The sequence below is a fragment of the Synechococcus sp. UW69 genome, assembly GCF_900474185.1.
Lineage (GTDB): Bacteria > Cyanobacteriota > Cyanobacteriia > PCC-6307 > Cyanobiaceae > Parasynechococcus.
Map to the genome: position 1 here is coordinate 1 of NZ_UCNW01000012.1, position 17,239 is coordinate 17,239.

Here is a 17,239-nt window from a genome sequence, read left to right on the forward strand (position 1 = left end):
GCCTCGAGGCCCGTGTTGGCGAACTGGAAGCAACCCAGTTCTCCACCACCACCAAGCTCAAGGGTGTGACCAACTGGGTCTTTGGTGCAGTCAAGGCTCATGGCCGTGGCAGCGACGAGTTCGAGGCCCACTCCGGCGGTACCTCCTTCAGCTACAACCTGGCGCTGAACCTGGAGACCAGCTTCACCGGTAAGGACCTGCTCTATACCCGCCTGCGTGCGGGCAACATGGCCAACGTCTACGGCTCCGGTGTCGAAGGCATTGGTCGCTCCGGCCTGTTTGCCCAGGAATACGGCATCGACACTGGCAACACTGTCATTGTTAACCGCCTGTACTACAGCTTCCCCATCGGTGAGGAGTTCACCGTTGTCGGTGGCCCCATGGTCCGTATGGACGACATGCTGCCGGTGTGGCCCAGCGCCTATCCGTCTGACATGACGTACGACTTCTTCACCTACGCCGGTGCGCCTGGTGCTTACAACCTGGCCCTCGGCGCTGGTGCAGGTGTGTACTGGAAGTCCAACGACTTCAGCGTGTCCACCAGCTACCTGTCGGTGAACGGCAACGAGAGCGACCCCAACTCGGCTGGCATCGGAACCGATGGTTCAGCCTTCAGTGCCACCACTCAGATTGCTTACGCTCCTGAGAACTGGGGTATTGCTGCTGCCTACACCAAGGCTTCCAGCGATAACGGTGTCGGCCTCTACATCGGTAATGGCAACCTGCAGGCTGTCGGTGCTTCTTACCTTGGTGCACAGTCCAACTCTGTTGGTCTGAGTGCCTGGTGGACCCCTGAAGATTCCGGTTGGGTTCCTTCGATCAGTGCCGGTTATGGCGGTACCTGGCTCTCCTACGATGACGGAGACGACTCTGCCTACACCAACTCCTGGTACGTGGGTCTCGAGTGGGACGACGTCTTCCTGGAAGGCAACTCCTTCGGTATGGCCGTTGGTCAGCCCACCTACGTTGTCTCCATCGACGACGATGCCTACGACGAAGGTGCAGGCTACGCCTGGGAATTCTTCTACAAGTTCCAGGTCACCGACAACATCACCGTCACCCCGGCCATCCACTACCTGAGCAAGCCCTTCCCTTCTCAGAACTCCAATGGCATGAACGCCATGAGTGGCCTGGTCAAGACCACCTTCAAGTTCTGATCACTGGTTTTGAGGCTCCTTATGGAGTCTCAATCCATTCAGATTTTCCAGCTCTCCACTTCGGTGGGGAGCTTTTTTTGCGGCTTAACCCTTTGTAGATGGTCTTAACCGATACCTAAACAACTCTTGAGTTGCCCTTACTGCCAGGGCGAAGTCGTGCCCATAGCGTGAGGCCGCTGGCATGTCTTGCCGGCACTTTTCTCTTGGTGTGAGAACCCAAATGAAGCTTTTCCAGCAACTGCTGGTGGCTCCTGCTGCCCTTGGCCTTCTGGCCAGTGGCGCAAATGCCGCCGAGCTGAACATCAACGGCGTTTCTGATTACGCCTCTTCCGCTGATCAGGTGACCAGCGTCACCCAGTTCTCCGACGTCTACCCCACCGACTGGGCCTATCAGGCTCTGGCGAACCTGGTGGAGCAGTACGGCTGCGTGGCTGGCTACCCCAACGGCACCTTCCGTGGCAACCGGGCCATGACCCGCTACGAAGCGGCTGCCCTGTTGAACGCTTGCCTCGACCGGATCACTGAAGTGACCGACGAGCTGCGTCGCCTGCTCAAGGAATTCGAAACCGAGCTGGCCATCCTCAAGGGTCGCGTTGACGGCCTCGAGGCCCGTGTTGGCGAACTGGAAGCAACTCAGTTCTCCACCACCACCAAACTCAAAGCCAAAACCGTCTGGGTCGCTGGTGCGACACGCGCCAAAGGTGACAACTACAACACCGGTGGCGAGAAAGGTGCACGTGATGCCTACAACGCTGATTACGGCGGCTTCTCCTTCAGCTACGACCTCCGTCTTGGCCTGAAGACCTCCTTCAGCGGTAAGGATCTGCTCTACACCCGCCTGCGTGCGGGCAACATGGGCGACACCAGCGTGTGGGACGGCAACGGCGTCAGCCTGAACAAACTCGACACTGCTGCTCCTGGCGGCAACATCGTCGAGATTGATCGTATCTATTACCGCTTCCCCCTCGGCGACAGCTTCACCATCCAGGTCGGTCCTCTGACCCGGAACACCGAGATGATGGGCTACAAGGCCACGGCTTACGCCAAAGGCGGCACCAAAATCCTCGATTTCTTCGGTGGTTCCCTGGGTACCCCCGGCGTCTGGAACAAGGAAACCGGTGGTGGCTTCGGTGCCGTCTACAGCAACAAGAAGCAGGTGGAGAAGGGCAACCCCTACTTCACCGTCGCTGCGAACTACGTTGCTGATTCCGGTGAGGCCAATGACAGCAACCCCAACACGGGTGGCTTCATGACCGACAACTCCGAAGGCAACATCACCACTCAGATTGCCTATGGCAACAAGCAGTGGGGCTTTGCCGCCGGTTATCGCTACGGCCAGTGCGGCGCCAAGTTCCGCACCGGTACGGAGTACGCCGTTGGCGACAAGTTCGGCACACCTTGCACCGTTACTAACGCTGATGGTGAAAGCGTGCGATCCGGTGCACAAAGCAACAGCGTCTCGCTGCATGGCTTCTGGCGTCCCGAAGATTCTGGTTGGATGCCTTCCATCAGCGCTGGTGTGGGTAAGTCCTTCCTGAGCGGCAATAGCGATTGGGATGACGCCACCAACAAGCGCGGCATGGCCAGCTGGATGGTGGGCCTCACCTGGAACGATGTCCTTCTTGAAGGCAATGCTCTGGGTTATGCCGTGGGTCAGCCCCAGTTCGTCTACGACGTCGAGGATGGCTTTGTGGCTGATGGCGGTTACGCCATGGAGCTCTGGTACAGCTTCCAGGTCACCGACAACATCCAGATCACCCCAGCCATCTACTGGCTCAGCCGTCCCTTCGGTGACGAAACCCAGAACGTCAACGGCGACTACAAGTCCCTCGGCGTCTTCGGTGGCCTGGTTCAGACCACCTTCAAGTTCTAATCACTTGGCCTGACCTTGGTTGGGCCATCAGAACAGCTTTCCTCACACACACACCAAGCCCTCCCCTTTGGAGGGCTTTTTTTATGGTTGTTCTGTGGGCAAGCTGCAGCTATGAGCATTGCTCCTGACATCACCGCCTTGATCGGCGGCACGCCCCTGGTGCGCTTGAACCGCCTGCCCCAGGCTTGCGGCTGCCAGGCCGAGATCCTGGCCAAATTGGAGAGCTTCAATCCCTCGGCCTCGGTCAAAGACCGCATCGCCAGCGCCATGGTGCTGGAGGCAGAGCAGGCCGGCACGATTGTTCCCGGCGAAACGGTGCTGGTGGAACCCACCAGCGGCAACACCGGGATCGCCCTGGCCATGGTGGCGGCGGCTCGGGGCTACCGGCTGATTCTGACCATGCCGGACACGATGAGCACCGAGCGTCGGGCGATGCTGCGGGCCTATGGCGCTGAGCTGCAGCTCACTGACGGTGCCCAGGGCATGAACGGGGCGATTGACCTGGCCAAGGAGTTGGTGGCGGAGATCCCCAACGCCTATCTGCTCCAGCAGTTCGACAACCCCGCCAATCCAGCCGTGCATGAACGCACCACGGCCGAGGAGATTTGGCGCGATACGGAGGGCCAGATCGATGCTTTTGTGGCAGGGGTGGGAACCGGTGGCACGATCACCGGCTGTGCCCGGCTGCTGAAAGAGCGTCAGCCGCAACTCCAGGTGATTGCCGTCGAGCCTGAGGCCAGTGCCGTGCTGTCTGGGAAGCCTCCAGGAGCCCATCGCATTCAGGGGATCGGGGCCGGTTTTGTTCCTGCGGTGCTGGAACTGGATCGGATTGATTCGATCCTCACGGTGAGCGATGAGGAGGCGATGCAGGTGGGACGGCGACTTGCCCGGGAGGAAGGTCTGCTCTACGGCATCAGCAGTGGAGCAGCCATGGCAGCGGCCCTCCGCGTTGGCCAGGATCCCGCCATGGCGGGCAAACGGCTGGTGGTGATGCTGGCTAGTTATGGCGAGAGATATCTCTCAACACCAATGTTCAGTGCTGCTTCGCAGCTTCCCGCCCGGAGGGATGGCCAGCTGTGAGCGACCCCTATGCCGTGCTTGGCGTCAGCAGCATCGCCAGTAACGCTGAGATCAAAGCTGCCTATCGCCAGCTGGTGAAGCAGCACCATCCCGATGCCGGCGGCGACGATCAGCAGATGCTGGCCCTCAATGCCGCCTGGGAAGTGCTTGGCGATGCCGAGCGCCGGAAGGCCTTTGATCGCTCGCGGCCCCAGCCGGGGCGTGCTGAATCGCCGGCGGATCTACGCCGTGCCAGCCGTGCCCACGAGCGCTCTGTGGCGGCTGATGATGCTCTGGTGGAGTGGCTGCGGCGGGTTTATGCCCCGATCGACCGCATGCTCGGTGAGGTGATCAATCCCTTCCCCAAGCAACTCAAAGCACTGTCGGCTGATCCCTATGACGACGAGCTGATGGAGGCGTTCTGCAGTTATCTCGAGGCGAGCGGAAGCCGGATGGAACGGGTCAAACAACTGTTCCAGTCATTGCCCACGCCGGCCTCGGCCCGTGGCTTCGGCCTCAGCCTGTATCACTGCCTCTCGGAAGTGGAGGACGCTCTGGCAGAGCTGGAGCGCTACACCATGGGCTATGTGGATGGTTACCTCCACGATGGTCGCGAGATGCTGCGCGAGGCCAAGCAGCGACGCAAGCGGCTCCAGGATGAGCGGCGTCGGTTGGAGATCGTGTGAAACAGCGCTGGCGTTTCTGGGCTTGGGTTGCCCTGATCTGGGTGCTGTCAACCCTGGTGGATCGGCTTTGGTGGACGCTGCAGACCGGTGTGCCCGCCTGGGATCAGGCTGACTACCTCAACAGCGCCATGGACCACGGCCGCGCTTTGGGATTGCTGCCGGGTGGCGGTTGGCAGGGTTGGCAGGCATTGCTGGATCTCTCCCCGAAGATTCCGCCCTTGGCCTCATTGGTGAACGGCACTGTGATGGCGTTGAGTGGCGATGCCCCGGAGCAGGCGGCCTGGAGTCTCAGCCTCTGGCATGGTCTGCTCCTTGTCGTGATAGCGGGCTGGGGGAGACGGCTGCAGGGGGAGGGCTTGGCCCTGATCGCCTGCCTTTTGGCGGCATTGACGCCGGCCTTCCTGGATCTGCGAACGGATTACGTGCTTGAGATGGCCCTTGTGGCCAGTTGCAGCCTGGCGATCTGGCGCATGGGGGTCTGGTGCGACCCCCAGACCGGTGGCCGCTGGGGGCAGGCCTGGGGATGCACCGTGGCGGCTCTGGCGGCGGTGCTGGTGAAGCAGAGCGCCTTGCTGGTGCTTGTGCCCGCCGGTTTCTGGGCCGCCGGGATGGCGATTCGCCGGCGTGGACCTTGGTTGCGTCAGGCCCTGCTCTTGCCCTTCCTCACGGCCGCGCTTGTTGGCCCCTGGTTGCGCCACAACTGGATCACCAGCCTCGGCGGTACCAACCGGGCGGTGTTCGAGTCGGCGGCCCGGGAAGGGGATCCCGGCGTGCTCAGCCTGGCCAGTTGGCTGTGGTATCCGCGCCTGTTGCCGGAGCAGCTGGGCGGTGTGCTGCTGTTGGTTGGTCTTTCGGGGGTGCTGCTCTGGTGCTGGCAGCGCCAGCAGGTTTCAACCGATCACGCCTGGTCTTGGCGCTGGCTCGTCATCAATCTCGTCGCGGCCTGGGTGCTCACCACCCTGAGCCCCAACAAAGGCGATCGCTACATCGCTCCCCTGCTTCCCGCCCTGCTGTTGCTGCTGGCCCGGGGTTGGTGGCAGTGGGGGCATTGGTTGCAGGCCAGACGCTCAGCGTTGGTATGGCCCCTTTTTGGGGCAGGGCTGCTGGCCTGTGTGCCCGCGGGCTGGGCCCATCAGCTCCATCGTTTTGAAGACCGTCCCCGCGGCCCGGTGGAGGCTCTGGTTGAGGCTGCTGGAGGTGCAGGCCCCAGCAGCCCTCCCGCCACCTTGATCGTGGTGCCCAGTACCTCTGATCTCAACCAGCACAACGTCAGCTTCTACGGCCGTCGCCGGGGGGGGCAAACCGTTGGACGCCAGCTGGGTGGCAGCCGCCGTGACCGTGAGCCTGTGTTGGAGCGGGCGGAATGGGTGGTGTTGGCGGAAGGGAACCAGGGATCGGTGCGCAAGGCTGCACTGCGCTTGGATCAAGCCGTGCGCAGCAGCGGTGTGTTCGATCTGGTGGATCAGTTTCAGCGTCCCAGGGGGGGCAGTTATTCCCTCTGGCGCCGCAGCACGATGCACCCCATTTCAGAACCATCCTTTGCGGATCGCTTTCCTGATCTAGCCGCCGGGCTGGCCGCAGGGCCGGTGGGGCTGGATCCAGTGTTCGCAGCGGTCGGGCAGGAGCACATGCTCGATGGCCATTTCAGCTATCGAGACCCGGTGCGCTCAGAGGCCCTGGAAGCATTGGCCCAGGATCCGCAGGCGATTCGACCGCGCTGGACCCTGGCGCTGCTGGCGGTACTTGAGAACCGACCGGCGCAGGCTTCAGAGCAGTTCGAGCAATTGCAAGGCCTGTTGCCCGACAACCCTTGGCCGGCGGCTTACCGCAGCGTGGTCAACCTGGCGGGCTGGAATCCCTGGCAGGCCGCAGCAGCTGCAGACGGGGCGACCATCTCGAACCCAGTGCTCGTGTCCTTGGGGGATCTCAGCGGGGTCCTGTCGGGTGCCGTTTGGCGCATCCCCGCCGCCATGACGTCTGTTCCTGCGGCCGTCACGGCCGTGGAGGAGGCGCTGGAGCCCCCCTCGAATCAAGAGCAGGATCAGGAGCAGGCTTCCAGCTGATCCATCCGCAGCCACACATCGGGTACCGGGCGATTCCAACGCACCTGGCCGTACTCCCCCTTGACCAGCAGCAGCTCACCGGGGCCTTCAAAGATGTACGCGGGTGCCGTGGGGTCGCTGGCAGCCGCTTCAAGGCTGGCGCTGTAGGCGGCCTTGTTCACCCTGACCAAAGCACCTTTCCGCAACGCAGCAGGCTTGGCCTTGGCGGGAGCAGCGGCGTCGGATTCGGCCATGACAAGAAATGGTGATGGCCCCAGGCTAAAACCAATCGCCGACGAACCCCTTAGCCTCCCAGCCGCCCCACCCTCGCTTTCATGCGTCTGCTGCTGTTCGGCTGCACTGGTTTCGTTGGCCGTGAGCTTCTGCCACTTCTGCTCCAGGCCGGCCATCAGCTCACCGTGGTCAGCCGTCGGCTGGCCCGTGGTTACAACACTGAACGGGCGGACGGGCGACTGATCTGGATGCAGCTCGACCCCTCCAGCAGCAGCACCTGGGCCGATGATGGGCTCCTGGAGGCCTTGAAGCAGGCAGATGCGGTGGTCAACCTGGCGGGGGAACCGATTGCTGAGAAGCGTTGGACTCCAGCTCATCGGCAGTTGCTGGAGACCAGCCGTCTGCAGACGACCTCGCAGCTGGTGAAGGCGATCGAGGCCTGTTCAACCCCGCCGAAGGTGCTGGTGAACGCTTCGGCGATCGGTTTCTACGGCTCCAGCCTGGAGCAGCGTTTTCTCGAATCGAGCAAACCCGGCAACGACTTTCTCGCCAGTTTGTGTCAGCGCTGGGAGGCGGCTGCCGCGGCAGTTCCCTCTTCGGTGCGGCAGGTCACCCTGCGGATCGGCATCGTGCTGGCCGCCGACGGCGGCGCGCTCGGAAAAATGCTTCCGGTGTTTCGTACGGGTTTTGGCGGTCCGATCGGCAGTGGCCGTCAGTGGATGAGTTGGATCCACCGCAGTGACCTTTGCTCTCTGATCCTTCAATCCCTCACGGACGAGAGCTGGAGTGGCGTGATCAATGCCGTTGCTCCCGAGCCGGTGTCGATGGCGGCCTTCAGCAAGCAGCTGGGACGCAGCCTGGGACGCCCCAGCCTGCTTCCGGTCCCTGGACCGGTGCTCCAGGTGCTCCTGGGGGATGGCGCCAAGGTGGTGCTGGAGGGCCAGCAGGTCGCTTCGGAGCGGCTGGACACCATGAACTTCAGCTTCCGTTACCCCGATCTGGCTTCAGCACTCGCCGCTGCCACCAGCTGAAGATGCCGCTCACCACGGCCGCCATGATCAGCAGGCTGATGGCCGGTGCGAAGAGGGGTTGCCACAGCACCTGAACCCGGTCCATGAGCCAGTCATCTCCTTGGCTTTGGCGCACCACAGCCACTGCAAAGACTCCCGCTCCGACAAATACGAGCAGCACGTTCACCATCAGCAGGCGGTCCAGCCAGCGTTTCCAGGCCGGTTCTGAAGGGGCACTCATGGCAGCAGTGCACTGATGGCTGCCGTCATTCTCGGGCCTCCACCCGCCTCTCCAAGGCGTCGTTTTGCTTCCACTCGGCATTGCTTCTGGAAGCTTGGATCCCTTCGGAAGCGATCCAGCAGCGCCAAGGCCAACTCTGCTGTGGCCTTGAGGGCCTCACGGCTGCCGCTCTCCCCGGGGGCGCAGAACACGGTGGGGCCCAGCAGGCGCCGCTGGGCTTCTGCGAACGCCGCGGTGAATTGCGGCCCCTGGCCTGGCACCTGCAGCACCGGTTTGGCCAGTCCAACGGCCTGCTCGATGGCGGTGCCCGCCATACCGATCATCAGATCGCTGTTCTGCAGCACGGCATTGAACGCCCCGCGGCGCACGTTGATCGACACGGATCCATCGCGATGCAGCACGCCATTCATCAACCGCCAGCCGACCCTGTTGCTCAGTCGCTGCAGGCTGACGTCATCCAGACTGGGCACCAAGGCCAGATCCACGCTGCAGGGTGGTGTGTTGGGCAGCAGCTCCATCAGCTGCAGCAGCAGCTGCAGGTTCTGCTCCAGTTCCGGTCGGCGGCTGCCGGGCAACAGACCGATGCGCTGACCGCTGGCTGTCGCTGTGGCTGCCCCTGTCAGCACTGAATCCATGAATGGATTGCCCAGGAAGGTCACCGGCCGATGCAGTTGGTGACTGAGATCCTCAGCGGTGCGTTGATCGCGGCTGTAAACGGCTTTGAACCGTTTGCTTTTCAGCAGAGCGGCGCAGGGCCAGGGCAGGCGCAGCTGCCCTTCGTAGTGGCTGGAGTAGGCCACTAGGTAGGTCGCAACGGGGCGGTGACTGAGCCATGCAGCGATAACGGGAATCACATCTCCCACCACCAGGATCAGATCAAAGCGCTGCCGGTGACGCAGCAGACGCATCAGGCGTCTGAGCAGATACAGCACCTGCCCCTGCAGCAGTTCTGTCAGGCGACCCTGAAGGCTGGTGTAGCCGATGCCGCCGGTGCTGAATTCATGGCTGCGTCCCAGCAGCGGCACGTGGGCCTTGCGGTAGGCGCTGCCGAGTCCCGCCAGGGGGAGCGCCTGCACGCTGTGCCCTTGCTGCTGAAGGTCTTGGGCTAGCAGGGCGCCGGAGAGGTCTTCGCCGTGGCCATTGCTCAGCAGAAGGATGCGTGCCATTGAAGGGTTCTCTCTCACCACATCCAGGTGCTCGGATCAGGAATGCCGTTGGTGCGCTGGGACGGCAGTCGGGTGATGGTCCAGGTGGCTGTCATGCAGGGGCTGTCATCCAGGGGCTGTCATGCAGGGGCTGTCATGCAGGTAGTGCGCGTGACAGGACTTTTGGAGGGCGGGTTGTTGAAATCAGAGCTCAAGCCAGGCTTTCACTTTCTCGAGAGCCTTCCAGCCTGGTTTGCGCTCGAGGCCATCGGCGATTGAGGCCTTGAGTTCGCTGGACACCTCCGGGGCAAGGGTCATCACTTGCTGCACCACCTGGATGTGGTCCCGCACGCCCTTGGATTGCGTCTCCAGCAACGCCAGGCTCAAATTGATCCTGGCCTGGGGGTCCTGGCCGTTGAGCTTCACGGCGAAGCGTGCTGATCGCAGCGCTTCCTCCGGCTGATCGCAGAGCAGCTGCAGCCAGGCCAGACAGGTCCACCCAGCCGACTGGCGGGGGGCAGCTTCAACGATGTGGGCGAAATCAGGCAGCACCTCATCGGCAGCAGCGCCGCTCTGGTATCGGGCCATGGCCTGCTCAAACAGGCTGTCCTGGGAAGTCTCCATCAACGGGGAGAGGGCAGTGATCTCCTCTCAGAGTCCCACGTGGCTTCGCTCACACCGCAAAGGAACTGCCGCAGCCACAGGTCTGGCTGGCGTTGGGGTTGGTGAAGTTGAAGCCGCCACCAATCAGGGCTGTGCTGAAGTCCAGCTGCATTCCATAGATGTAGAGCAGGCTTTTCGGATCGCAGATCACCCGGAAGTTCTGGCCATCCGCGGCCATGTACTCGTAGGTCTCGTCATCGTTGAGGGTGTCTGAGGCAGGCACGAAATCCATCGTGTAGCTCATGCCGCTGCAGCCCCCGGAACGGACGCCGACGCGCAGCACCTGGTTGTCACCCTGTTCGCCACACAGCTTCGCCAACTGCTGCATCGCCGGTTCCGTGATCAGGATGCCCTTGCCGTCTTTGGCGGTATGGGCCGGCGCAGTATCGGGGGTTGAAGTCATGGTCGACGCAGACTCGTGCTCTCACTCTATGAACGCTCATACATAGAGTCGCCATAGTTGTCCAGATCTTGTGCGGGTCGCGATCGTTGGTTCCGGCCTCGCCGGCCTCTCCGCTGCTGTTGACCTCGTGGATGCAGGCCATGAGGTGAATCTCTACGAAGCCCGTCCGTTCATGGGCGGCAAAGTGGGCAGCTGGGTGGATGAGGGCGGTAACCACATTGAGATGGGGTTGCACGTTTTCTTCTTCAACTACGCCAACCTCTTCGCCTTGATGCGAAAGGTTGGGGCATTCGAGAACCTGTTGCCCAAGCAACACACGCACCTGTTCGTGAACAAGGGTGGTGATCTGCGGGAGCTGGATTTCCGCTTCCCCATCGGTGCGCCGTTCAATGGCCTCAAGGCCTTCTTCACCACGCCGCAGCTGAGCTGGATCGACAAGCTACGCAATGCCTTGGCCCTGGGCACCAGCCCGATCGTGCGTGGTTTGGTGGATTACGAGGGAGCGATGCGCACCATTCGTGCCCTCGACTCCGTCAGCTTCCAGGATTGGTTTGTGGGCCATGGCGGCAGCCCAGAAAGCATCCGGCGGATGTGGAACCCTGTCGCCTACGCCCTTGGTTTCATCGACTGCGAGGCCATCTCCGCTCGCTGCATGCTGACCATCTTCATGATGTTTGCTGCCAAGACAGAGGCCTCCAAGCTCAACCTGCTGAAGGGATCCCCCCACCGCTGGCTCACCGGGCCGATCTTTGACTACATCCAGCAGCGTGGCGGCAAGCTGCATCTGCGCCACCGGGTGAAGCAGGTGGAATTCAGCGAGGGCGAGGTGCCCGAGATCACTGGCCTCCAGCTCGGAACGCCTGAGGGAGACATTCGCGTTGAGGCCGATGCCTATCTGGCTGCCTGTGACGTGCCGGGGATTCAGAAGTTGTTGCCCGAAGCTTGGAACCGTTACCCGCAGTTCGAGGCGATTCATCAGCTGGAGGCCGTGCCGGTGGCCACGGTTCAGCTCCGTTACGACGGCTGGGTGACCGAGCTGGGGGATGCCCAGGAGGCCCAGCGTCGGGATGTGGCGACTCCCACAGGTCTGAACAATCTTCTGTACACCGCCGATGCCGACTTCAGCTGCTTCGCTGATCTGGCTCTGGCGAGCCCGGAGGACTACCGCAAGGAGGGTGAAGGATCCCTGCTGCAATGCGTGCTGACTCCTGGTGATCCCTGGATTCCCAAGTCGGTCGACGAGATCGTGGCCCACACCGACCGTCAGGTGCGGGAGTTATTTCCATCAGCCCGCAACCTCAAGCTCACCTGGAGCAACGTGGTGAAGCTGGCCCAGTCGTTGTACCGGGAAGCCCCGGGCATGGAGCCCTACCGCCCCGAGCAGCGCACACCGATCTCTAATTTCTTCCTTGCCGGCAGCTACACCCGCCAGGACTATATCGATTCGATGGAGGGGGCCACGATGAGCGGCCATCTGGCGGCGGCGGCCATTCTCGATCGGCCTGTGAAGCTGGCCACCAACGCGGCGGTGGCCTGATGGGACGTTGGCTCGAACACACGGTCACCACCGAGGTGCAGGCACCGGCCGCCAAGGTCTGGGAGGTCTGGAGTGATCTCGAGGCGATGCCTCGCTGGATGCGTTGGATTGAGTCGGTCAAGCCCCTGGAGGATCCCGATCTCACCGATTGGACCCTGGCGGCCCAGGGGTTTCGCTTCAGCTGGAAAGCCCGGATCACGCAGCGGGTTGAAGCCCAGCAACTGCATTGGCAATCCGTGGGCGGATTGCCCACAAAGGGCGCGGTGCGCTTCTATCCCGAAGCCGACGACCGCACGGTGGTCAAATTGAGCGTGGCCTACGAATTGCCGCGGGTCTTGGCACCGTTAATGGAACCCAGCATCCTGGGGGGCATCGTGACCAAGGAGCTTCAGGCCAATCTTGACCGTTTCCGTGACCTGGTGGAAGCAGGCGGCTGAGCGCTGGCTTCTTCCCGTTGTTGTGTTGGTGTCCGTGGCCGGCTGTGGTGGTGAAACGCCAACGGCCACAGCATTGCCATCAGCTCCAGTGCAGCCTGTGCCCTCGCCCGAAGCGTCTGCTCCCGCAGCTCTAGCTATCGGCCTGACCCCATTGCCCTCGGCCGAGGAGGTGCAGCAGGCTGCCCCCGGGGGACGGGTCGATCCTTTCGGTCCACTGTCCGGTGCGGATGGTGCGGATGTTCAGGACGGCACGTCCGTCATCACCCCGACAGTGACGGGAGTTCTGATGGTGGGCAACCAGAAACGAGCCATGGTGACCACCGCCAGCGGCAGCGGTGTGATCTGTGTGGGTGCCGATGGCCGCTGCGAGGATGACGCTCCGCTGGTTCTGCCGACGGGATGGTCGGTGCTCAGCATCGATATGGCGAGCGGCTGCATCCGCCTGTCGCTGAACGACGAACCTCAGGACTTCTGCATCGCCTGAGCACAGGCCTCGGCCAGTCCCTCGAGATCGTGGGGGTCGGCTTCGGAATCCACCCGCCCGAAGCATTGCCGGCAGCTGCGACTGGTCTGGGGGCCGATCGAAATCACTTTCACCCCCTCCAGTCGTTTGGCCCAGCCTGGGCCGAAGCGTTGCTCCAGTAGCTGAGCTGTGTGCTCCGCCGTCTTGCCGCTGCTGAAGGCGATGGCATCGACGCTGCCCTCGTCCAAGGCGGCTGCTGTTGGGTCCGGCATCGAGGAGGGGCATCCGGATTCGTAGGCCGCTACCTCCACCACCCGCACTCCAGCCTCGCCGAAGGCATCCGCCAGCAGGGTGCGACCACCGCTTTGCACTCGTGGCAACAGCATCTTGAGGCCCCAGCCCGACACCGGGAAGTGATCGATCAAGCTGTCGGCCACGAAGCTCGGGGGCACAAAATCCGCCGCAGCCCCGAGGTTCTCCAGCACTTGCGCCGTCTTGCGGCCCACCGCCGCAATCTTGAGGCTGGCGGGGCGCCGGGCTAGGCAACGGCCCATACGCTGCAGCCTCTGCTCCACGGCCTGCACGCCATTGGCACTAGAGAACACCAGCCAGTGAAAGCTCTCTAGCTCCTCAAGGGCGTCATCCAGGGGGCCCCAGTGGTCGGGCGGTCCGATCACCAGGGCCGGAAGATCCAGTACCGTGGCACCTCGCTGCTCCAGCAGCTGACGCGCTGCTCCCTGCTGGTCGGCCGCGCGGGTGACGATCACCGTTCGGCTCTTCAAGGGATGGCTCAAGCGACAGCCTCCCCGTTCAGCTTCACGACCCCCTGCACTTTCTCCCGGAGCTGGTCGGCCGCGTCGGACTGCCCCTGCGCCTGAAGCAGGCTGATGGCGCGGATGAAGCTGCTGCGGGCGGCATCGATGTTGCCGCCCAGCAATTGCGCCACCGCGTTGTTCTGATGGCATGCGGCGTTGTTGGGATCCAGGGCGAGGGCGCGCCCGTAGGCCTCGAGGGCCGCGGCGAGATCACCGCGTCGCCGTTGCATCAGCCCCAGGTTGTACCAGGCCAGGGCTACTTCCGGGGCCCGCTGGGCGGCTGTGTGGGTGAGGCTGATGGCTTCCTCAAGGTCGCCCTGTTCCATCAGTCGGGCCGCCAGGTTGAGTCGGGCCCCCAGACTCACCCGGGTGTCGAGGGGAATCTCCAGGGCTTGCCGGTAGCAGCGCACCGCTTGGGCGGGATCGCTGGGGGTCAGGGCCAATCCCAGGTGCAGCAGCAGCTCATAGCGTTCTGCACTGGCCGCATCGCATTGCTTCAGGCCGCTTTGCAGCAGGGGGATGGCTTGGTCGGTCTTGCCTTCACTGATCAACAGACCCCCGAGCTTGGCGCTGGCGTAAGGATCACCGGGGCGGTCCCGCAGGTCGTCTTCCATGGCCTGCCTCAGGCGATCCGCCTTGTCGCTGCCCTCCAGCAGCTCCGGTCGGTAGCCGTCGTGGAGGATCGAAGGTTCACTGCAATCGGCGATGCGCCAGTGGGGTTCGGTCTCCAGCAGGGCGCGAACGCTGTCGTCGATCATCGAGTGATATGGCCGACTCCAATGAATTGAGGGGTGGCGGCGGAACAGGCGACTGACGCTCGAATAGGGCGCCATGGCGGCTCCCACCTCGTAGCGCAGCAGGTTGATTACCAGCACATCGGGCTGGGCCATCAGAGCCTTCAGGGCGGGGATGGCCTCGGGGCGCAGCTGTTCATCGGCGTCCAGCACCAGCACCCAGTCACCGTTGAGAAACTCCATGGCCTGGTTACGGGCCGGGGCGAAGTCCCCAGGCCAGGTGATGTGTTCCACCCGGGCTCCGGCGGCTTCGGCAATGGCCACCGTGGCATCGCTGGAGCCGGTGTCGACCACCACCAGCTCGTCGGCAAAGCCCTGCACGGAGCGCAGACACTCCCCGAGACGCGCCTCTTCATCGCGCACGATCATCGAGAGGCTGAGCATGGCCGGCCGGCTGGAAGTTGGCGAGAGGTTAGATGCGGTTGGCCCGTGCGGTTGATTGGATGTGGTCAGTCGGTGAATGCACCGCCTCCGCCAGCCGGTGAACTGGTGGGAAACAGCTCGGTGAGCACCTGGCGCTGGGCCTCCTGCATCTGGCCAGCGGAATAGGCGGCCGGGCAACCGCTGGGCAGAATGGCCTGAAGGCTCTCCCAGAGGTAGGGGCTGCCGTAGATCACGACCCCGGCCAGTCGGTTGAGGGCGACCAGTTGTTGGATGGCTGCAGCCCAGGGCTCCTGCGCGTCCCGCCCAGCGCGGAAGGGGTTGCCCCGCAGGAACAGCTGCAGCAGCACCGCTCCGTCACCGAGGCGGTCCAGAGCAAGGGGTGCCTCCGGCTGGCCGCTCCAGGGCGAAAGGCCTTCTCCATGCAGCACCACCGAGCGAAATCCTTTGGTTTCCGGAATGCGCAGGGCCGGTGACCAGCCGCTGAGGGCGGCTGCGCCGGGTAACAGTGAATCCACCCGCACCAGGTTGATCCCTGCGTCAGCCCGCACCACTGCATCGCAGAAGGTGAGGCTGTGGCGCACCAGCTCCGCTTCCAGGGCCTGGTCGGCTGCCGTGACAATCGGCCCTGAAGGGGCGCTGATTGGGATTGATTGCAGAGCATGGGCACGGCGCTGACGGCTCTCCTCCAACCGCTCGAGGGGCAGTCGTCCGCTGTTGAAGCCAGCGCAGAGGCCATCAATGGCGGCATCGGCATCCGCCGGCATCAGGATCAGGTCGGCTCCGGCTTCAAAGGCCAGGACAGCCGCTTCTGCTGCGCCATGCCGTGCGCTGATCGCTTCCATCACCAGGGCATCGGTCACGACCAGACCGTTGAACCCCATCTGGCGCCGCAGCAGATCGGTGAGGACGGCCTTGGAGAGGGTGGCGGGCTGCTGTGGATCCAGTTCCGGCAGCAACAGGTGGGCCGTCATCACGCTGTCAATGCCGGCGGCAATGGCGGAACGGAATGGGGGCAGTTCCACCTGTTCCAGCCGTTCGCGGCTGTGGGGCAACACCGGCAGGTCGAGATGGGAGTCGCTGGCGGTGTCGCCGTGGCCGGGAAAGTGCTTTGCACAACCGAGCACATCGGCCTGCGATAGCCCCCGCTGAAAAGCTACGGCCAGGGCGCTGGCACTGCTGGGATCCTCGCCCCAGGCCCGCACATTGATGACGGGGTTGGCGGGGTTGTTGTTGACGTCGCATACCGGTCCCAGCACCCAGTTCAGGCCGCAGCGGCGGGCCTGTTCGCCGGTGCAGCGGCCGTAGCGTTCGCTTAGCGCCATGGCGAGCTCGGGGTCGCCCCGGTAGAGGCGGCCAAGGGCTAGGGGCGGCACCAGCCAGCTGGCGCCTTCGAAGCGTTGGCCCACGCCCTCCTCTACGTCTGCGCAGAACAGCAACCGCTGGCTACTCCATCCCTGCAGTTGCTGGGTGCGCTGCTGCAATTCAACGGCGCTGCCCCCCAACAGGATCACGCCGCCGACACCTTCCTGCAGCAGACGCTGGAGTGTGCTGTTGGGCAGTTCCCATTGCGGGTAACGGCGCTGATGGTCGCTGAGATGACCACTGGCCCGCAGCACCAGCAGTTCAGCCACCTGGCGACGCAGGTTGCTACTCGCTGGGCTGTTCATCACTCCCCGGTGGAACCTCTCCTCGTTGCTGCCGTTCATCCTCGAGGCGATTCAGCAGCCCCAGCACGGAGGTGCCGCGTTCCAGACCGCGGTCTAGTTGGAACACCACCTCGGGGGAGCGGCGCATCTGCAGCCGCCGCCCCAGTTCTCCCCGCAGGAAACCGCTGGCGGCCTGAAGACCTTCGAGCACTTGTGCGCGCTCCTGGGCTTCTCCGAAAACGCTCACAAAGATCTTGCAGTGCTGCAGATCGCCGGAGACCTCCACTTCGGTGATGCTCACCATGCCCTGGTGCACCCGTTCGTCCCGGATGCCGTTGATCAATAGTTCACTGACTTCCTTTCGGATGAGCGCGGCAACCCGCTCCACTCGACGCCCCTGTGCCATCACGCCATCGGTGCTGAATTCACCATGGCACGCAGCACAAGTGTGAGGCTGATTCCGCCGCTGATCAGGGCGCCGATCAAGGCGATGGCTGTGACGGGATTGCTCCGGCGTGCGACTAGGGGTTCGGCGACGGAATTCATCACCCCGAGGGTGAAGGCAACCAAGTAGCGGGGGTAACGGGAGACGTTGAGGAAAAACTCCCGCATGGTTCTGGCGAGCTTGGGAATGTGCTGGCTACTCTGCC

19 protein-coding genes are annotated in these 17,239 nt (G+C 63.3%); 9 read left to right on the plus strand and 10 right to left on the minus strand.

The window, feature by feature from the left end; all coding sequences use genetic code 11:
• From DXY29_RS12595 to DXY29_RS12615, 5 genes are all read left to right on the plus strand, one after another.
• Positions 1–1,157: iron uptake porin (locus DXY29_RS12595; RefSeq protein WP_115025402.1), on the plus strand; the 1,157-nt coding region annotated here is incomplete at its 5' end.
• A gap of 220 nt (positions 1,158–1,377) precedes the next feature.
• Entirely contained in the window at positions 1,378–3,030 is a 1,653-nt protein-coding gene (locus tag DXY29_RS12600; protein ID WP_115025403.1) for an iron uptake porin, read from the plus strand.
• Positions 3,031–3,141: 111 nt separating this feature from the next.
• The gene (gene cysK, locus DXY29_RS12605) at positions 3,142–4,110 is read left to right on the plus strand and encodes a cysteine synthase A (protein ID WP_115025404.1); all 969 of its coding nucleotides are present in this window, start codon (positions 3,142–3,144) and stop codon (positions 4,108–4,110) included.
• On the plus strand, positions 4,107–4,775 hold the full coding sequence (locus DXY29_RS12610; protein ID WP_115025405.1) for a J domain-containing protein: 669 nt from the start codon (positions 4,107–4,109) through the stop codon (positions 4,773–4,775). Before cysK ends, DXY29_RS12610 begins: the two co-directional genes overlap by 4 nt.
• A complete protein-coding gene (locus DXY29_RS12615; protein WP_115025406.1) occupies positions 4,772–6,838 on the plus strand; it encodes a glycosyltransferase family 39 protein in 2,067 nt (688 codons plus the stop codon). Before DXY29_RS12610 ends, DXY29_RS12615 begins: the two co-directional genes overlap by 4 nt.
• Here the strand turns inward: DXY29_RS12615 and DXY29_RS12620 are convergent.
• Entirely contained in the window at positions 6,817–7,071 is a 255-nt protein-coding gene (locus DXY29_RS12620) for an NAD(P)H-quinone oxidoreductase subunit O (RefSeq protein WP_115025407.1), read from the minus strand. The two genes, DXY29_RS12615 and DXY29_RS12620, sit on opposite strands and share 22 nt — an antisense overlap.
• A gap of 81 nt (positions 7,072–7,152) precedes the next feature.
• Between DXY29_RS12620 and DXY29_RS12625 the strand changes: the two genes are divergently transcribed.
• Positions 7,153–8,082, plus strand: a complete 930-nt coding sequence (locus DXY29_RS12625; protein WP_115025408.1) for a TIGR01777 family oxidoreductase — start codon at positions 7,153–7,155, stop codon at positions 8,080–8,082.
• On the opposite strand, the gene DXY29_RS12630 is transcribed toward DXY29_RS12625, so the two are convergent.
• The 4 genes from DXY29_RS12630 to DXY29_RS12645 all read right to left on the minus strand — a co-directional run bounded on the left by DXY29_RS12630 (position 8,030) and on the right by DXY29_RS12645 (position 10,513).
• Positions 8,030–8,302, minus strand: a complete 273-nt coding sequence (locus DXY29_RS12630) for a hypothetical protein (RefSeq protein ID WP_115025409.1) — start codon at positions 8,300–8,302, stop codon at positions 8,030–8,032. The two genes, DXY29_RS12625 and DXY29_RS12630, sit on opposite strands and share 53 nt — an antisense overlap.
• Positions 8,299–9,468: a lipid-A-disaccharide synthase-related protein gene (locus tag DXY29_RS12635; RefSeq protein ID WP_115025410.1), complete on the minus strand. Its 1,170-nt coding sequence runs from the start codon at positions 9,466–9,468 to the stop codon at positions 8,299–8,301. Before DXY29_RS12635 ends, DXY29_RS12630 begins: the two co-directional genes overlap by 4 nt.
• Before the next feature lie 183 nt (positions 9,469–9,651).
• A complete protein-coding gene (locus DXY29_RS12640; RefSeq protein WP_115025411.1) occupies positions 9,652–10,071 on the minus strand; it encodes a hypothetical protein in 420 nt (139 codons plus the stop codon).
• Positions 10,072–10,120: 49 nt separating this feature from the next.
• Positions 10,121–10,513 (minus strand): iron-sulfur cluster assembly accessory protein, encoded by a 393-nt coding sequence (locus DXY29_RS12645; protein ID WP_115025412.1) that lies wholly within the window; start codon positions 10,511–10,513, stop codon positions 10,121–10,123.
• 70 nt (positions 10,514–10,583) lie between these two features.
• On the opposite strand from DXY29_RS12645, the gene zds reads away from it, so the two are divergent.
• The 3 genes from zds to DXY29_RS12660 are packed head-to-tail and all read left to right on the plus strand — an operon-like array spanning position 10,584 to position 12,971.
• Positions 10,584–12,050, plus strand: a complete 1,467-nt coding sequence (zds, locus tag DXY29_RS12650) for a 9,9'-di-cis-zeta-carotene desaturase (RefSeq protein WP_115025413.1) — start codon at positions 10,584–10,586, stop codon at positions 12,048–12,050.
• Entirely contained in the window at positions 12,050–12,487 is a 438-nt protein-coding gene (locus DXY29_RS12655; protein WP_115025414.1) for an SRPBCC family protein, read from the plus strand. The genes zds and DXY29_RS12655 overlap by 1 nt, the downstream gene beginning before the upstream one ends.
• Positions 12,462–12,971: a hypothetical protein gene (locus DXY29_RS12660; RefSeq protein WP_115025415.1), complete on the plus strand. Its 510-nt coding sequence runs from the start codon at positions 12,462–12,464 to the stop codon at positions 12,969–12,971. The genes DXY29_RS12655 and DXY29_RS12660 overlap by 26 nt, the downstream gene beginning before the upstream one ends.
• Here the strand turns inward: DXY29_RS12660 and DXY29_RS12665 are convergent.
• The 5 genes from DXY29_RS12665 to DXY29_RS12685 form a co-directional block, all read right to left on the minus strand.
• A complete protein-coding gene (locus tag DXY29_RS12665) occupies positions 12,950–13,744 on the minus strand; it encodes a uroporphyrinogen-III synthase (RefSeq protein ID WP_115025416.1) in 795 nt (264 codons plus the stop codon). The genes DXY29_RS12660 and DXY29_RS12665 overlap by 22 nt on opposite strands.
• Positions 13,741–14,943 (minus strand): glycosyltransferase family 2 protein, encoded by a 1,203-nt coding sequence (locus DXY29_RS12670; RefSeq protein WP_115025417.1) that lies wholly within the window; start codon positions 14,941–14,943, stop codon positions 13,741–13,743. The genes DXY29_RS12665 and DXY29_RS12670 overlap by 4 nt, the downstream gene beginning before the upstream one ends.
• Positions 14,944–15,008: 65 nt before the next feature.
• Positions 15,009–16,610: a glycoside hydrolase family 3 N-terminal domain-containing protein gene (locus DXY29_RS12675; RefSeq protein ID WP_115025418.1), complete on the minus strand. Its 1,602-nt coding sequence runs from the start codon at positions 16,608–16,610 to the stop codon at positions 15,009–15,011.
• The gene (rbfA, locus tag DXY29_RS12680) at positions 16,591–16,995 is read right to left on the minus strand and encodes a 30S ribosome-binding factor RbfA (protein ID WP_115025419.1); all 405 of its coding nucleotides are present in this window, start codon (positions 16,993–16,995) and stop codon (positions 16,591–16,593) included. The genes DXY29_RS12675 and rbfA overlap by 20 nt, the downstream gene beginning before the upstream one ends.
• Positions 16,995–17,201: a DUF751 family protein gene (locus tag DXY29_RS12685; RefSeq protein ID WP_115025420.1), complete on the minus strand. Its 207-nt coding sequence runs from the start codon at positions 17,199–17,201 to the stop codon at positions 16,995–16,997. The genes rbfA and DXY29_RS12685 overlap by 1 nt, the downstream gene beginning before the upstream one ends.
• Positions 17,202–17,239: the final 38 nt, after the last annotated feature.

Excerpts from the sequence above, each read along its gene's own strand:
- DXY29_RS12645 (WP_115025412.1), bottom strand. The coding sequence starts at position 10,513 with ATGACTTCAACCCCCGATACTGCGCCGGCCCATACCGCCAAAGACGGC.
- DXY29_RS12655 (WP_115025414.1), top strand. The coding sequence starts at position 12,050 with ATGGGACGTTGGCTCGAACACACGGTCACCACCGAGGTGCAGGCACCG.
- DXY29_RS12625 (WP_115025408.1), top strand. The coding sequence starts at position 7,153 with ATGCGTCTGCTGCTGTTCGGCTGCACTGGTTTCGTTGGCCGTGAGCTT.
- DXY29_RS12600 (WP_115025403.1), top strand. The coding sequence starts at position 1,378 with ATGAAGCTTTTCCAGCAACTGCTGGTGGCTCCTGCTGCCCTTGGCCTT.
- cysK (WP_115025404.1), top strand. The coding sequence starts at position 3,142 with ATGAGCATTGCTCCTGACATCACCGCCTTGATCGGCGGCACGCCCCTG.
- DXY29_RS12670 (WP_115025417.1), bottom strand. The coding sequence starts at position 14,943 with ATGCTCAGCCTCTCGATGATCGTGCGCGATGAAGAGGCGCGTCTCGGG.
- rbfA (WP_115025419.1), bottom strand. The coding sequence starts at position 16,995 with ATGGCACAGGGGCGTCGAGTGGAGCGGGTTGCCGCGCTCATCCGAAAG.
- DXY29_RS12640 (WP_115025411.1), bottom strand. The coding sequence starts at position 10,071 with ATGGAGACTTCCCAGGACAGCCTGTTTGAGCAGGCCATGGCCCGATAC.
- DXY29_RS12635 (WP_115025410.1), bottom strand. The coding sequence starts at position 9,468 with ATGGCACGCATCCTTCTGCTGAGCAATGGCCACGGCGAAGACCTCTCC.
- DXY29_RS12630 (WP_115025409.1), bottom strand. The coding sequence starts at position 8,302 with ATGAGTGCCCCTTCAGAACCGGCCTGGAAACGCTGGCTGGACCGCCTG.
- DXY29_RS12620 (WP_115025407.1), bottom strand. The coding sequence starts at position 7,071 with ATGGCCGAATCCGACGCCGCTGCTCCCGCCAAGGCCAAGCCTGCTGCG.
- DXY29_RS12685 (WP_115025420.1), bottom strand. The coding sequence starts at position 17,201 with ATGCGGGAGTTTTTCCTCAACGTCTCCCGTTACCCCCGCTACTTGGTT.
- DXY29_RS12675 (WP_115025418.1), bottom strand. The coding sequence starts at position 16,610 with ATGAACAGCCCAGCGAGTAGCAACCTGCGTCGCCAGGTGGCTGAACTG.